This window comes from Mesorhizobium sp. WSM3859 (assembly GCF_002295065.1).
Lineage (GTDB): Bacteria > Pseudomonadota > Alphaproteobacteria > Rhizobiales > Rhizobiaceae > Mesorhizobium.
In genome coordinates this window covers 92633-108305 of the sequence record NZ_NSGG01000015.1, presented here as the reverse complement: position 1 = coordinate 108305, position 15673 = coordinate 92633, and the positions used below count along the sequence as shown (strand labels likewise).

Sequence of the window (15673 nt, the reverse complement as noted above, 5' to 3'; positions counted from 1 at the left end):
TGATGGATTGCGCATAGCGAGTTGACCACGTCTGACGTCCCAATAGGCGTCGGCCAAGTTAGGCCGCGATGGCACTGTATGTTATGAATTTTTCGTAAAAACCTGTCAATGCATTTTGCTGGATATTTTTTTCCGGCAGCTGGTGCCGGCCGAATGGAGACTGCATTGAACGTAGAAACGGGGCGGCATAGGGCAATCGCTCCGTATCTTTGGGATTCGCTCTTGGTGTTTAAATTCCAGCCTTTGCAGATTGACCAGAATCTGAAAAATACATTACACAGGAGATGCCTCGGTGACAAACCTGCTCATCAGGGGTCGCTTGGCACGAAAGGCAAGAAAATGGCGAATTCTCAGACGTTGATCGCTGATCGGATTACGGCCGCGATGGGTTCGATGACGAGTTCGGAGAAACGTGCTGCTAGGATGCTCCTGGCCAGGTATCCGGCCATTGGGCTTGAAAGCGTGACGGCTTTCGCTGAGCAGGCGGAGGTTAGTGCACCAACGGTGCTGCGCTTTATCACCAAGCTTGGCTTTGGCGGATATCCGGACTTTCGCCGCGCACTTAGAGACGAGATCGACGAAAGCAGAAAGTTCCCACTAACAAGGCCGCGCTCCGAGAACCTGGACGCAGGAAGTGATTTTGGAAACGAACTTCTTGAGGTAGTGCGAGCGACCTTGGCGGAACTCGACACTGGCCTGGTTGAACAAGTCATCGAGTTATTCTCCGATGAGCGCCGGACCGTCAACATCCTTGGGGGGGATTTAACGACCACAGTCGCCGGTCACCTTCTGTACCATTTGCGAAAAATGAGACGTTCCGTGTTCGAATTGCCGGAAATGGTTCAAGAGCGCTCCGACCGCCTCATTGACCTTGGCAAAAAGGATATCGTCGTACTTTTCGACGTTCGCCGCTATCAAGAGGACGTCGTAACCACTGCTCGCATCGCTGCTCAACGTGGGTGCACAATTGTCCTCTTCACCGACCAGTGGATGTCGGAAGCGTCTGAAGTTGCCACTCATGTTTTTCGGGCAAAGATCGAGACGTCGTCGCCCTGGGACAGCTTGTTGGGTTTAACCGCGATCGTAGAAGCGATAGCGCGTGAATTGGACCGCCGCCTATGGTCGGTCGTGAGGCCGAGGCTCGAGGCTGTCGAGCGATACAAGCTGAATTTATTGGCACAGAAAGAAGCCGACCCTTCTAGCGAACGGCATCGCTGACCGCGAAGAGCATATAGCGCGAAATCAACTCGCGCCCTCGCTTGAAGCATAGCGCTCGGAAATTGTTTGCTCCGCGAAAAAAACACATTCAGAAAATTGAGGCGACCATGACCGGAATTAAGAAGGAAATTCTCGCAAATATCTCTCGACGCGAGGCAGAAATGGTCGAATTTCTGCGCAGCCTGATCCAAGCGCGCTCGCCTAATCCGCCGGGAGACACGAGGGCCGCTATGGAGCTAGTTTCGGGATTTCTGTCGGCGCGCAATATAAGCTATGAAATCGTAGAACCGAATCCAGGGATGCCTAACCTTATTGCTAAATTCAAGGGATCGAGCGACGGCCCGAAGCTCGTTCTCAATGGCCATCTCGATGTCTTTCCCGCCGGGGATCTGGATCAATGGGCCCATGATCCGTGGGCTGCCAACGAGGTTGATGGCTGTATATACGGTCGGGGCGCATGTGATATGAAGTCAGGCACGACAGCACTGCTTTTTGCTTTTGCTGAACTCTTCGAAATACGACATTATCTCAAGGGATCTGTCGTTTTAACAGTAGTCTCTGATGAGGAGACCTTTGGTCCATGGGGCGCGCGATATCTTGTTGAGCACAGAAAGGACGTGCTCGGCGATTGTCTGCTCAGCGGGGAACCCACGAGCCCCCATGCACTACGGTTCGGTGAAAAAGGCCGTCTGTGGATTCGGATCCATGTGCGCACGCCTGGCGCCCACGGTGCATACGTTCACATGAGCCGAAATCCGATCACAATCGCGGCGGACCTGATTGCTAGCCTCCATGCACTTGAAGACATACGAAGCCCCGCTGAAACGCCGCTGACGCTAACCCTGGAAAAAAGTGCCGCAACCATCGACAAGGCATATGGCAATGGGGCTGCAGATATCATCTCGTCCACAACACTCAATGTTGGAGCGATCAAGGGAGGCCTAAAAATCAATATCGTCCCATCGGACTGCGTTTTTGACATTGACGTTCGGACTCCACCTGATGTGCCCCATGCCGCCGTGATGGAGCGGTTCGAGGAAATAATCGCTGCTTATCCAGAAGCAAGCTTCGAAGTTCTCGATCAAGATGCTGCGAGCACCTCGCCGCCGGATCATCCGATGGTTAGGGCTTTGATACACAACTCTAAGGAACTCTCAGGTATAGAGCCGGAGCCAATTATTGCGCTCGGAGGCTGCGACGCCCGACTCTGGCGATACGCCGGAATTCCTGCCTTCGTATATGGACCATCACCAACTGGAATGGGAACCGCGAATGAGTTGGTGCGTGTCGACGAATTCTTACACATCGCAAAGACGCACACACTGGCCGCTTTCGACTATCTGTCCGGGCTTGACCCTCCAAGGGAACTGACCATTTGAAGATTGAACAATATATCATCAAGTCGAGTGCTGATCCTGACGCCGTACATCTGTCTCAGATCTCGACATATTCCAGCATCTTCAGCCCGACGGCCCTTGACCTGAGACCCTAATTGTTTGGTCCCGGCATTTGATGGGCTGGGTCGAGTCGGAAGCGTTTGGGCTCTTTTTCCCAGATTTTGCAGATGAACTCGTAGGGCGTGAGGCCTTTGAGGGTCTTGAGCCGGCGAGCGAAGTTGTAGGCCGAGAGGAAGTCGGCGAGGTGTCGGCGCAGTTGATCGTGATCGTCATAGTGGAAGCGCGTGACGGTCGCGTCCTTGATGGTTCGGTTCATCCGCTCGACCTGGCCGTTGGTCCATGGATGATTGATCTTGGTAAGCCGGTGCTCGATGCCATGGTCGGCGCAGACGTTGTCGAAGACATGCCTGGGGCATGGCGGTCGCAGCTGCGATTGGTGAACTGGATGTTGTCGGTCAGAATGGTATGGATGACATAGGGCACGGCTGCGATCAGATCCCGAAGGAACTGAGCCATCGTCATCTTGTCGGCAGTCGCGTGCAGTTGCGCAAAGGCGAATTTGGACGTCCGATCGATGGCAACGAACAGACGCAGCTTGCCCTCGGCGGTCTGCACCTCGGCGATGTCGATATGGAATAGCCGATCGGATAGGCTCTGAACTTCTGCTTGGTCGGCTTGTCGGCGCCCGTCTGCGGCAACCGTGAAATGCCCTGGCGTTGAAGGCATCGATGCAATGACGAACGCGTCAGATGCGGGATCGTCGGCTGTAGGGCATAGAGGCAATCATCGAGCGGCAGTAGCGTGTGCTTGCGAAAGGCGACGATGGCTGCCTCCTCTTCAAGCGACAACACCGTCGAGCGCGGGTCTCTGGGGCCGGTCGGAAGATCGGCGGTCGAGGTCCGGCCCTTCCACTTGATAACTGTCTTCTGATTGATCTCGTAACGCTTGGCGAGCGCCCTTAGGCTCTCTTGATGGGGTGGACGGCGCCCGCAACGGCATCATCCTCCTGAGAGGCGCGCCAAGATGGCTGCTGTCTAGCACTCATCTGAAGGAGCACCGTCCATGGAAAAGACTACCACCGATCTCGATGCTGTCGCCACCATCGGCCTCGATCTGGCCAAGCATGTCTTCCAGGTCCACGCCGTCGACGCCGCAGGCCGCGTCGTCGCCACCCGGGCGCTGCGGCGCAAAGATGTGCTGGCATTTTTCGAACGTCTGCCGTCGTGCCTTGTGGGCATGGAGGCATGCGGTTCGGCCCATCATTGGGCTCGCCAGTTGATGAGCCTTGGCCATGATGTGCGTCTGATGCCACCGGCCTACGTGAAGGCCTATGTCCGTCGCCAAAAGCATGACGCCGCGGATGCAGCGGCCATCTGCGAGGCGGTGACGCGGCCCTCCATGCGTTTTGTACCCGTGCGGTCGATCGAGAACCAGGCTGCACTCATGCATCACAAGGTGCGCGAACTTCTGGTGGCACAGCGCACGCAGATTCTTAACGCGCTGCGCAGTCATCTGGCCGAGATCGGAATCATCGCCGCGCAGGGGCCCAACAACGCCCGGGCTTTGGCGGTTCTCATCGCGGAAGGCAACTAGATGATCCCGGCCATCGTGCGCTCGGCGCTGTTGCCTGTGATGCGTTAGCTGAATGAACTCGATCAGGAGATCGCGCAAAGCGATCGGGCCATTCTGGCTCTCGCCAAAGCCAATGAGACGGCACGCCGTCTGATGAGCGTTCCTGGCATCGGTCCCGTCACAGCCTCCGCGCTTGCCGCAAGCATCCAGGACATCTCCGCGTTCTCGGGCCCGCGTGAGTTTGCTGCCTTCCTCGGGCTCACCCCGCGGCAGAGTTCATCCGGCGGCAAGGAACGGCTGGGGCGCGTCTCCAAGATGGGCAATCGTTATCTGCGCAAGCTGCTCGTCGTCGGCGCGCACGCGATTCTCTTCCATCGCAAACGCTGCAGCGACGCTCTGAGAAAATGGGCCGATCATCTGATGGAGACCAAGCCCTTCAAGCTCGCTGCCGTGGCGACCGCCAACAAGCTTGCCCGCATTGCGTTCGCGCTGATGCGCGACGAGGCACACTATGTCAGCACACCGGCGTAACAGAAGCAGCGGCTGAAGCCGGAACCTAAATCAAGGGTGACAGCGACGTGATGGGAACAGACAAGGACAGATCCTGAAAGCCTGCAACATAGTCGGAGCTCCGAGCTCGTTCTCTTGATCAGGCCAACGGACCGGCGGACACCATCAGGGCCAGCGGTCAAAGTATCGCAGCAGCAGGCCGGAGACATGACCGCATCCGCGATCGTTCCATCGCCGAAAACAACCCTTGATCAGCGGGCGCCGTCCAGACATGACTATTTTGTATTGCTCGACGGATTGCCTCTGTCGTCGTGGCGCGGCCGTGCAGAACTTGTCCCATAGTGCATCCTTCCATTCGGCGGAAAAGATCGCACCATTAAAGCCAGGGATCAAACACCTAATCTCCTCCGGCTTGAGGGGAGAATCCTAGTTTCGTTTATGGCCTCATGCGGCCTGTTTTTCCAGCGTGGATTTCATCGCGAACTCAACCGGCGGCATGTTGCCGAGGGCCGAGTGTGGTCTGTGGTGATTGTAATCCTCCTTCCATGAGGTGACTGCGTTGCGGGCCTCGGACATCGTCGAGAACAGCGTGTCGTTGAGGCACTCGTCCCTGAGGTGTCGCTCATGCCTTAGTCGAAGAAGGCGTAGACCTAATTCTTGGGCATCACCCGCATATTGTCCAACCGATCGAGCACTATCGCACGAGACGGGGTGAAAATCGAATAGCAGTTGTCGCGTATTCGCTGGGCGGATTGGAATACAGGCGGTCACCGCACCGCATTTTGCTCTGGGTTTGATCCTCAATATGAGGTTGGCAAAAGGAATAACTGGCGGTAATAGGAGACCCTACATCGAGTTTGCAACGCCGGTTCCAGTGTTTCAGAATATGTTTCTCTTATACTTCGGGGAAATGAGGATAAAGCGAATCGAAAAGTTGGAGGATCATCTGAAGGTGGAAGAGCCTCTTATGCGTCCAGATACGTTTCTATGCAGACCTTATGCTTCAGGAGTGAAGTCGCTTTCTACGACGGATCCATGACCAACGTCCCTGATCATCGGTAAAATATCAGGTCTGGGGAGCAAATCTACCCGCTAGAAGGTGGAACCGTAGGACGAGAAGCGACGCACAGGCTGCCGTTCCAACGGATATTCCAATCCAGATACCAAGGGGGCCGAAGCCGATCTTCAGGCCGAACACATAACCGAGGGGGAATCCGATCAGCCAATAGCAGAACGCGACGAGCACGAGCGGGACCTGCGTGTCGTTCAGCCCGCGCAAGCTTCCGGAAGCAATGCTGCGAATAGCGTCGGTGATGAAGAACGTCGCGCCAACCAACTGGAGATCCGCAGCGAGTCCCAGCGTCGCGCCAGCGTCGGCGGCCGCTCCCTTCAGAAACAACTCCGCGATTTGAAAACGCGCGCCGATCATCACAAGGGCTAATAGAGCGGAGGTCACGATCCCTAGGAGTAACGCAACCAGACCCGCCCGCTTAATGCCGGAGCTGTCGTTGCGGCCGACGGCATGGCCAACGCGCACGGCAACAGCCATGCTGATGCCGGAAGGGATCATAAACAGGATGTCGGCGACCTGGGCCGCGATCTGGTGGGCGGCAAGCGCCCCGGTGCCGATCATGCCCATCAGGAGCGCCACGGCAGAAAACATTCCGTATTCCATCAGAAAGCCGATCGAGATTGGCGTTCCCACCACTATCAGCTGCCGCATCGAGCGCCGATCGAAACGCCAGAGATGTGCAAGCACATAGTAATTACGGTAGGGGGCTCGCATCGTGGCGAACCAAACGCCGGCCAAAAACATCGCACAGTTTACCAAGGTAGTAGCAAGCCCTACCCCGGATAACTCGAGCTGCGGCAAGCCAAGCTTCCCGAAGGCCAGCAGATAAACCAGCAATCCGTTGACGGGGACGGCCGCAACCGTGATCCACAAAGCCGGCTGCGGCCGGTTGACCGCCCCCAAGAAACTTCGGATGGCCAGAAACCCCATCGCCGGACCCACGCCCCAAGCCAGTCCGAACAGATAACACTCGGCGAGCCGCGCCGCGTCTGGCGGCTGGCCAAGGGTGATTAGTATTTGCTCGCCGCGCAGCGCAAACGCTATGATGGGGATCGACAACACCAGTGCCGCCCAGAGGCCCATGCGCAATAAGCATCGTAGGACGGTCAGATTATTTGCTCCAAACGCTTGTGCTCCAAGCGGTGCAATCGCCGCCATCAGGCCCGTGCAGAAGGTGATGCTAACGAGATAGACCCTGGTTCCCAAGGCTGCTGCTGCGATCGCCTCAGTGCCGATTCGCCCAATGAAGGCAAGATCGGTCGTCATCATGGCGATCTGCCCGAGCTGCGTCAGCACCATCGGCAATGCGAGTCTTGCCGTTTCCTTGAGTTCCACGCCGAGATGGCCAGCCGCCCATCTCGTCGGTCGGCGTCCCGAAGTCGATTTCAGCTCTGTTTCAGCCTTCTTACCCATGAAGCTTTGCTACCGCGAACTTTGACTAGGCGAGCGTGACATCACCACGCAAGGCTCGTGCCAACGACGAGAGCTTGAGGTAAGGCCAAGCATGTACGACCTCCGCCGGTGAGCCCCGTGAGGCGCCCGCGTCCGAGGCGGTCCGACCCGATCCTCAACCGCTCCAGGGAGCCGTACGGACGGCCCGGATACGAATTGGGAAGCCTCGCTTTGGCAGCGGCCTGGACGCTCCGCCCATTTATCCGTAGGTCGGCCGGCAGCGGCAGCGTGTCGGAACCCGTACATTCGGGCCATTTTTCATACAGGCTCCAAAACATCGGACGATAGGAGGTGGGCTATCACACTGTTTGGAATAGGTTTTATTCCTTTGGCACGATACATGCTCGGATATCGCAATCGCTTCGCGGACTGAAGCGAAGGGCCGCCTTTTCATACCGCGAGGCCCGGGCAACACATCAGACGGAGCAACAGTAGATGGCAAGAGGAGGAGTGTTCATCCTGATAGAGGGTCACGCCGTTAATGGCCTGCTATATGTCCGAGCGGCCCAGCGCCTTGGCTTGCATCCAATTACTCTGTCAGCTAATCCAGCCCGCTACGACTACATTGCGACCGAACGGCTTCACGCAATCTGTGTCGATACGAATGATCTCGATGCGCTGATCAACGAATGTTCCCGGCTAAATGCGGTCGACGGCATTGCCGGCATAACGGGCGCCTTGGACTCGGTTTATGCGACAGTTTCCAAGCTCTGCCGGCATTTCGATCTACCCGGACCGGACCCCGTTTCAATTGAACGATGCTATGACAAGTTCGCTCAACGTCAGCTTCTCGCGCAGGCCGGCATACCGGTGCCTTTTTTTCGCACGGCGACCAGCGCTGCCGACGTACAAAGCTCGGCTGCGGAGATCGGGCTGCCGGTGATTCTCAAGCCGGTCATGGGCAGCGGCAGCAGCGGTGTCCGATTGTGTCACAGTGTCGAGGCGTTGGCCGAGCATACATCTTACCTGTTGGGCGGCACCCACAGATGGAGGTGTACTCCGAGGATCTTGATCGAAGAATTCGCACAAGGCCCCTATTATAGCGCTGAGATGATGGCAACAGAGTTCGTTGGGATTGCCGCCGCTGACTTCCGCCCCCCGCCGTATTTTGTCTTTCGTGAGTGGAAATTTCCGGCCGTGCTGACTTATGATGAGCATGAGCGTATCGCTGATCTATCGCTGAACTGCTTGCGAGCTCTGGACCTTGGCTGGGGGCCAACGAACATTGAATTCCGTTGGACGAAGAGCGGCCCAGTGGTCATAGAAGTCAATCCGCGTCTTGGCGGCGCGCCCGATCCTCAACTAATTCAGCTAGCTTATGGTGTAGATCTTATAACCGCGCACATAAAGCTTGCCATCGGCGAGAAATGTGATTTGCGCAGAAAGCATTCCGATACTGCAGCCGCGCGTATGCTAGTTCCTGATCACGATGGTTTTCTCGATTGGATCGGTGGCATCACTCTGGCAACTGCCGTACCAGGCATTACAGAGGTCAAAATGTACGTTACACCCGAGACGTCGATCGTCAAGAAGGGCGATGATCGAGATTACATCGGACATGTCATCGCTGCGTCACCCGACCTCGACCGAACTGGGGAGATACTTCAGCACGCCGTCAACCTAATCGAGTGGACCATCACGCCTTTTTCGGGAGTATAGCGGGTGACGCCACATAGCGTGGATCGTATCGGAGAACCTTCAAATGGGCCCACGGTATCTCGCCTTTGGTCATCCCCCGAGGCTACAAGGGCGACTAGCATTCCGGCACAGGCGCCCCGGACCCTCATTGTGCCAAGGTTGAGGCCACCACCGTCGTTCATGCCTTGAACGAGATGCTCGAAGAACTTGGATGCCCGCCGCCCGTCCGCATCGCGTAGACCGAGGGGGCAAATCTGATGGGGAGCTCGAATATTTGGGTAGCTGATCGCATCACCGCGGCTATGAGTTCAATGACCCGCTTGGAAAAACGAGTTGCACGGGTGCTGCTCGCGAGATATCCAGCGGCCGGCTTGGCAAGCGTTACCGCATTCGCTGAGCAGGCTGAGGTCAGCGCGCCCACTGTCCTGCGCTTTATCGCCAAGCTTGGTTTCGCTCGATATCCGGATTTTCGCCGCGCATTGCGTGATGAGATAGATGACAATATGACGCACCCACCAACGAAACCACGCACTAAAGGCCCCTACTCCGCTGGCGACGACCTCAGTGAACTGCTGGACGTTGTTCGGTCGACGCTGGCCGACCTGGATGTGGCGGTGGTTGAAGCGGTCATAGAGCTATTTGCCGACGAACGGCGCAGTATCAATGTTTTAGGCGGTGATTTGACCACGACCGTCGCCGGTCATCTTCTGTACCATCTGCGCAAGATGAGACGGTCGGTGTTCGAGTTGCCGCCCACCATTCAAGAGCGCGCTGACCGGTTCATCGATCTCGGGAAGAAAGACATCGTGGTCCTGTTTGACATCCGCCATTCCCAAACTGACGTGGTGACAACAGCCCGTATAGCCGCTCAGCGAGGGTGCACAGTTGTCCTGTTCACCGACCAGACCATGTCTGAAGCGTCCGAAGTGGCCAAGCAAATCCTCTGCGCAAAAGCCGAGACGTCTTCGCCCTGGGACAGTTTGTTGGGCCTGACCGCTGTTGTCGAGACCATCGCGCTGGCTATGGATCGACGACTTGGGTTGGCTGCTCGACCACGGGTCGAAGCAGCAGAGCGGTATAGGCGAAATCTTCTGAAAAACGAACAGGAAGGACGCGGCTCATCCGGCCGGTAGTTGAGCGGCGTTCGGGGTACTCGCATGCGGGCCTACGGACATGCGGAATCTAGTCGGACGGCTGGCCCTTGTACTTCCATCGACATTACCCTGGCCACCCATGATCAGACGCAATGTTTCACAAGTTCTATCACACGGTTCTCGATGCTATTTCATGATTCCTGAGCGCTTGCCGCATAGGTTCGTCCATTAACTCGATCGCTGGAGCAACCAAATCCTGATTATAGCGAACATTCTGACTTTCCCCGTACATAGACCGAAAGTCTAATCCATAAACCGGCTTTATCGAGTTCGTAAAATACTGCCCGGCCGTGATCTTGAACGTCACTTCGCCCGTAACTCGCCGATTGGCGACGTTCGCGAACTCGTCAATACAGTATACGACAGGATCTGCTCTACCGGACACCATAGACTGGACCCACCGCGTCTCAAGGTATCGTTTTGTAGATAGCTCAATCGGGGTCAACGAAGCATGTTCGAGAATTTTGTGTGCCCTGATGATCAACGTCGCAGCAGGAGATTCATGAAGTTCCCGGACCTTGACGCCTGAGGCTCGCTCTTCCAGATGGTCATGTAGGCCGATGCCATAAGCGCCTGCGAAGGTGTTTAGCCTCATGATTGCCTGCACAATGTCCGTGAATTCAGCTGTCCCATTCTCGTCACCAAGTTCGATACGCGTCGGAAGACCCGCGTCGAATTCAATAAACACGCGGCCTTGCCCGCTTGCCAAAGGCGGAAGCTTCACCCATGCGAGAGCCTCAGAAGGGAGCGTAAAGCTCAAGTCGTCGAGCGAACCCGCCTCAATCTCCCTTCCCCACATATTTTCATCGACACTGTAAGGGCTCTTTCGAGTTGCGGAAACGGGAATGTTATGTCTATGCGCGAACTCAAGCTCCCGATTTCGATCGAGTTGATTGTTGCGGATAGGCGCGAGGATCTTTACACCTTCCAGGCGTGACAAAAGCGCATTATCGAACCGAAATGAATCATTGCCTCGGCCTGTCGCCCCGTGCGCGATGATCCTCAAGTTTCTCTGCTTCGCGATTTCCACCGCGCAGTCGCTGACAATCTGTCGGCTCAACGAAGATGCCAAAGGATGACCATCGAAATAGCACGCGTTAAGCCGGATCGCTTTTGATATATATTTAGCAAAAAAATCCGACTTTACGTCTTTGAATATATATTCAGCTCCAAGAGAAACTGCCTTACTGCGAATGTCATCAAAGTTTTCATCTTGGCCGACGTCGCAAGTTAATGCCAATACGGACCCCTTGAGCTCGTCGTGAATATATTTTATGCAGCATGAGGTATCAAGCCCGCCAGAGTAGAGTAGGAGATAGGTGGTGCCCTCAGGTGCGTCTCCTGGCTTTAGGACGTAATCTGCTAAGTACGCTCCAGGACTAGCCAAAACAAAACCACTATCCATATTGATATCTCCGATTAACTAATAGCCATGCACCTGGCGCACTCATGGGAAGAGAGAAACCCTACTCCGCAAAACTCACAACGCTATTTGGTATGAGGTTCGTGCGAGCTGCGGGTTTTTGTTCAATGGGTGCTTTCTCCCGGGATGATCGCTGCCGTTTCCCACAATGCGACCTCCACCAACAGGGAAGGGTTTCAAAACTTGTGCCAATTTGGCGGAGCGATTGAAGCGGAGACTTTGTGTTTTCTTTTCAGACATTTAGTCTTAGCGAAACAGAGAATGCTAGATAACCATGCGTCGCGAACGTCAAAAACCCGACACAAGGTCGGAGGATGCTAACAATCAGCCAATCGAGATTTTAGAATGATCCAGCTTGGGGACAGTCACTGCGCGCCTCGTTGGGTGCGCATAGTCACGGGCAACGACGCTGCTCCGCCGATCGTCCACGGATGTCGTCTTCGATGCGATAAGGTTCGGCGACCCGTCTCAGCGCCTCGCCGGCGATCGGCGCGGGACCGGCCGCGGCGAGTTCATAGAAGCGCCTGCGCACGTGCGCCCAGCAGAAGGCGAGCGTCACGTCGCTCTTGTCGGCGAGCAGACGATAGCCGCCATCCCCGTCGACCTGTTGGATTCCTGTGAAGCCCGCCAGATGAACGATCCGACGCTAGGCCTTTCGGTCGGCGCATAGAGATAAGCGACGCCCGGCGGGTCGCTCCCCTGCCATGGCCGATCATCACGCGCATAGGCCCAGAGCTGGCCTGTCCTGGTCTTGCCGCGACCGGGATCGACTACCGGCGCGGTGGCCTCTTCGGCGAACAGCTTCGGCGAGGCTTTCAGCTTCTCCAGCAGCCGCTCGTTGACTTGGACGTAGGTGCCAGGCGGCGGGCCAATCCAGTCGGCGAGTGTAGAGCGATCAAAATTGATGCCCCGCCGGGCCTAGATCTGCGTTTGGCGATAGAGTGGCAGGGTGATCGGCATATTTGGAGACCAGCACCTGCGCGACGGTGGCCTCGGTCGGCAGCCCGCCTTCGATCAGCCGGGCGGGCGCCGGAGCCTGAACGACCACATCCTCGCAGGCGCGGCAGGCATATTTGGGCCGGCGCACGCCGATCACACGCAGCTGCGCCGGCACGATATCGAGCCGCTCGCACCACGCCTACCCGTGTTGCCGAAGCGGTTTGACCGGATCGGCGAGGACGTGAGCGGTCGGCCGAAGCGGTGGCGCTGCAATTCCTTGATGATCTGGATCGGTCGCAGTCTCGGCATCACGCGCCAAGACCATCGCCTTCAGCGCGTCTGGATCGTCAGGAAGCTGGTCCGCCGCCATCGCCATGAGCGGATCAGACCATATTCCCCGACAGCCCGCGACAGCGGAATCCAGACTGATTCACCGTCGCGGGTCAGCCGGCCTGGGTTGGAACACGGGTCCGCTGCGCCTCACGGACGCGCCCCCAGTCGAGCACTTCGAGCAGCGCCGAGAACTGCGCGGCTGTCAGTCGCATCACGCCGTCCTGAACCTTTGGCCAGCGGAACTCCCCATCCTCCAGGCGCTTGGCATAGAGGCAGACGCCGGTGGCGTCCCAGAAGATCAGCTTGATCCGGTCCGTGCGTTTGGCGCGGAAGACGTAGATCGCGCCGCTGCACGGATCGGCGCCCATCGTCTCGCGCATCAGGGCGGCCAAGCCCTCCGCGGGCTTCGTCGTGACCATGACCTTGACCGCACCCCGTCGGCCCGATCACGACGTCGCCTTCAGCGCGCTCGAACTCGAACTGCTGGTATTTCTGAGCCGACGCCGAGTTCCGGGCGGCCGTTCGAAACGATATCGGCAAAGCCGATCTCGGAGAGCAGGCGCTGCGGTTGATATAGCGGCAGCACACAGACGCCTGTGCCAAGGCGCATGGTGCTCGTAAGGCCAGCACAGTGCCACCATCCATCAAGGGCGAGGGAACCAGGCTGTAATTGTTGTGTGGTGCTCGGCGAACCAAGCGGTGTTGAAGCCGGCCTGCTCCGAAGCGATTGCCTGTTCTATGGAGTTACCGATGACGCTGTCGCACGATTGGTGGCGCTGGGCCGCCAAGATGAATGTCGCGAATTCCATGTGTTTCCTTGTTTACACAAAGTGGCCAATCGGGCCTTCGTCTTGTGCCGGTTGCGGGTGGGCCTCGGTATTGATCCGGTGGCGACGTAGTCGACCATCTGGCAGAGCTGCAAATCGTTCGGCGGCCGCAGGCAACCGGCAAGTGTTTCAACCCCTGATGATGAGATTTCCGTCATCGAGGAAGACGATCACTGGCAAGCCGCGCTTCGGACATGCCATGCAGCCGCAGTCTCACTTCTGGAACCTCATCGGCTTCAACGAACCGCAGCCCGTCGCGGCGAACGTTCTGTTGGATCAAGGTGCCGGTGAGATTGACGTCCAGCACCTGCTCGATCTGTTCCGGGATTTCGATCCCTCGCACAAACGTATTGGCAACCGCAGCACAGTTGAGGAGGGCCTCGATACGACCGAAACGCCCCGTACTTCCTCGAATAGCGCCACCACCTCGCTCTCGACCGCCACGTCGACGGATTTCGCCACGTGTCTGCTGCCCAGCAAACCAGCGAGTTCTGCCGCCCCAGCACCATCTTTATCGGAAATCACGACTGTGTCGGAGTTCCGAAGCGGCGAACGACGGCGGCGCCTATACCGTTCACGCCTCCCGTTACGACCACTGTGCGGGCATCGGTTCGTTCGGCCGGCCGGAAGAGTTCGGCTCGAGGCGTCTCGTCCACGGGCGGGTGCGCATCGCCCGGCTGGTTGAACGACATCCAACCGCCGTCGACCGTCAGCACCGATCCGGTGATATAGCCCGTCTGTGCGCTGGCCAAAAAACGCACGGCCCGAGCGATCTCGTCGGGGCGCGCCATTCGACCCATCGGCACACGGCCGCGAGGTCCATCTTGCCCGCGCGTTCCAGTTCCGCCAGCACCGGCGTGCGCACGTATCCTGGCGCCATCCGCCGTTACGCGGATGCCGCGCGAGGCCACGCGCATGCAAGCGACTCGTGAGAGCGATCAAGCCTGCTTTCGAGCTGGCATAGGCATTGCGCTTGGGATTGCCGAGCACGCCCGCCAGCGAAGCGACGTTGACAATGGCAGCGCCGGGCCGCATGCGCCTCGCCGCTCGCCGGCCATGATGAAAGGCCCGATCAGATTTGTTGCCAGCACGCGTCGGAAGGCCTCGAAACCGGTGTCGACAGCAGCCATGGCCGGTTCTATCGCCGCGTTGTCTCGCGAGAAGAGGACATTATCGCGCTATACGGCCGCGTCGAAGCGTAGTTTGCGCCATCGCATTCGAAGCCCAGATGCGGATGGCCGAGACCGCCGGCCGGTTCAAGAACGCCGCTGCCATGAAGTCCACCGCAACGAGGATGTCTCCATCGGCGGCATCGATATCGACTAGCGCACGGCCGCTCCCGCCTGCCGCTCCCGTCATGATGACGACGGGTCCTGCCTGCTTCATATGAACCTCTCCGCAGCCAGCGTCAGCAATCTGGACGCGAGCCAGCCGCAAGACCGGTCGCGGCATTGCAAGGCGTCCTGGTGACTGCAAGTTTCCATACCCGGTAGACGTGTTGCCTTCCGGGACCGCTCCCTCGATGCGGCTCCCGTTTGGGAGCTTGGAAGGGATTGTGGTGACATGCATTGCATTTTCAGTTTGATGACGAGCTGCGGCGCTTTCTGAGCGCGTAAACCGGGTCATTGGGATGCGCTGCTCCGATCGGTTGCCGTAGGCCGAACCGTTCTGCCTCGGGGACCGCTGGTGGGGTCTGCTCTTCGAACTAATCGCAAACCACGGTCCGTTCGGCGATGCGCCACGCCCCCTCCCTCTTCTGAAACAGATCGCAGTAACGGCCGCAGAGGAGCACCTGACGTGCTTCTCCGTCGTTGTCTGGTCCGCGTTGCAGCGCGGTGAAATAGCTTTCGACCAAGGCCTCCGTCGGGTCGATGAATTCGATCAATACGTTCGTGATCTGGTGGATTAAGCGCGGTCCGGTCTTGAAGACACCAAGCGCAAACTCGATGAAGCCCTCGGCTGAGCCACAATAGGCGCCGTGATTGTCATGCGCATCGGGCCAATACGCACTGCGCAGCGCAGCCTCATCGGCGCGGTCTATGCCGCGGCAATACCGATAAAGGCAGTCGCGGATCGCCTCGCGGTCGCCCAGTTCGGTGATTTTTGCCTAGCCCATCGCTCTGTCGCAAATTCTGAGA

The 15673-nt window shown here is 57.7% G+C and carries 9 protein-coding genes and 7 pseudogenes; 7 read left to right on the top strand and 9 right to left on the bottom strand.

Annotation, left to right across the window (positions count from 1 at the left end):
* The first annotated feature begins 165 nt into the window (after positions 1 to 165).
* Together CK230_RS26165 and CK230_RS26160 are read left to right on the top strand one after the other, a co-directional pair.
* On the top strand, positions 166 to 1218 hold the full coding sequence (locus tag CK230_RS26165; protein ID WP_176480218.1) for a MurR/RpiR family transcriptional regulator: 1053 nt from the start codon (positions 166 to 168) through the stop codon (positions 1216 to 1218).
* Positions 1219 to 1325: 107 nt separating this feature from the next.
* Positions 1326 to 2597 (top strand): ArgE/DapE family deacylase, encoded by a 1272-nt coding sequence (locus CK230_RS26160; RefSeq protein ID WP_095796078.1) that lies wholly within the window; start codon positions 1326 to 1328, stop codon positions 2595 to 2597.
* Between the two features lie 109 nt (positions 2598 to 2706).
* Here CK230_RS26160 and CK230_RS26155 read toward each other — a convergent pair.
* Positions 2707 to 3586, bottom strand: a pseudogene (locus CK230_RS26155) (IS481 family transposase); the annotation flags it as partial.
* Between the two features lie 91 nt (positions 3587 to 3677).
* Between CK230_RS26155 and CK230_RS26150 the strand changes: the two are divergent.
* Both CK230_RS26150 and CK230_RS33460 read left to right on the top strand, forming a co-directional pair.
* A pseudogene (locus CK230_RS26150) lies at positions 3678 to 4718 on the top strand (IS110 family transposase).
* A gap of 608 nt (positions 4719 to 5326) precedes the next feature.
* Positions 5327 to 5494: pseudogene (locus CK230_RS33460) on the top strand (CapA family protein); the annotation flags it as partial.
* Between the two features lie 269 nt (positions 5495 to 5763).
* Here the strand turns inward: CK230_RS33460 and CK230_RS26135 are convergent.
* A complete protein-coding gene (locus CK230_RS26135) occupies positions 5764 to 7182 on the bottom strand; it encodes an MATE family efflux transporter (protein ID WP_095796080.1) in 1419 nt (472 codons plus the stop codon).
* 474 nt (positions 7183 to 7656) lie between these two features.
* On the opposite strand from CK230_RS26135, the gene CK230_RS26130 reads away from it, so the two are divergent.
* Positions 7657 to 8880: an acetyl-CoA carboxylase biotin carboxylase subunit family protein gene (locus CK230_RS26130; protein ID WP_095796081.1), complete on the top strand. Its 1224-nt coding sequence runs from the start codon at positions 7657 to 7659 to the stop codon at positions 8878 to 8880.
* Positions 8881 to 9116: 236 nt separating this feature from the next.
* A complete protein-coding gene (locus CK230_RS26125) occupies positions 9117 to 9992 on the top strand; it encodes a MurR/RpiR family transcriptional regulator (protein ID WP_095796082.1) in 876 nt (291 codons plus the stop codon).
* Positions 9993 to 10122: 130 nt separating this feature from the next.
* Here CK230_RS26125 and argG read toward each other — a convergent pair whose 3' ends face one another.
* From argG to CK230_RS33695, 6 genes and pseudogenes are all read right to left on the bottom strand, one after another.
* The gene (gene argG / locus CK230_RS26120; protein ID WP_095796083.1) at positions 10123 to 11418 is read right to left on the bottom strand and encodes an argininosuccinate synthase; all 1296 of its coding nucleotides are present in this window, start codon (positions 11416 to 11418) and stop codon (positions 10123 to 10125) included.
* Positions 11419 to 11839: 421 nt separating this feature from the next.
* Positions 11840 to 12751, bottom strand: a pseudogene (locus CK230_RS34045) (IS66 family transposase); the annotation flags it as partial.
* Between the two features lie 67 nt (positions 12752 to 12818).
* The gene (gene tnpB / locus CK230_RS26110; RefSeq protein ID WP_095796084.1) at positions 12819 to 13127 is read right to left on the bottom strand and encodes an IS66 family insertion sequence element accessory protein TnpB; all 309 of its coding nucleotides are present in this window, start codon (positions 13125 to 13127) and stop codon (positions 12819 to 12821) included.
* A gap of 46 nt (positions 13128 to 13173) precedes the next feature.
* Positions 13174 to 13517 (bottom strand): annotated as a pseudogene (locus tag CK230_RS26105) (LLM class flavin-dependent oxidoreductase); the annotation flags it as partial.
* Positions 13518 to 13689: 172 nt separating this feature from the next.
* Positions 13690 to 13878, bottom strand: a complete 189-nt coding sequence (locus tag CK230_RS33700) for a hypothetical protein (protein ID WP_245330186.1) — start codon at positions 13876 to 13878, stop codon at positions 13690 to 13692.
* 178 nt (positions 13879 to 14056) lie between these two features.
* A pseudogene (locus CK230_RS33695) lies at positions 14057 to 14570 on the bottom strand (SDR family oxidoreductase).
* Between the two features lie 93 nt (positions 14571 to 14663).
* Here CK230_RS33695 and CK230_RS33690 point away from each other — a divergent pair.
* Positions 14664 to 14861 (top strand): hypothetical protein, encoded by a 198-nt coding sequence (locus tag CK230_RS33690; protein WP_245430068.1) that lies wholly within the window; start codon positions 14664 to 14666, stop codon positions 14859 to 14861.
* A gap of 250 nt (positions 14862 to 15111) precedes the next feature.
* On the opposite strand, the pseudogene CK230_RS26095 reads toward CK230_RS33690, so the two are convergent.
* Positions 15112 to 15636, bottom strand: a pseudogene (locus CK230_RS26095) (nuclear transport factor 2 family protein).
* Between the last annotated feature and the right edge of the window lie 37 nt (positions 15637 to 15673).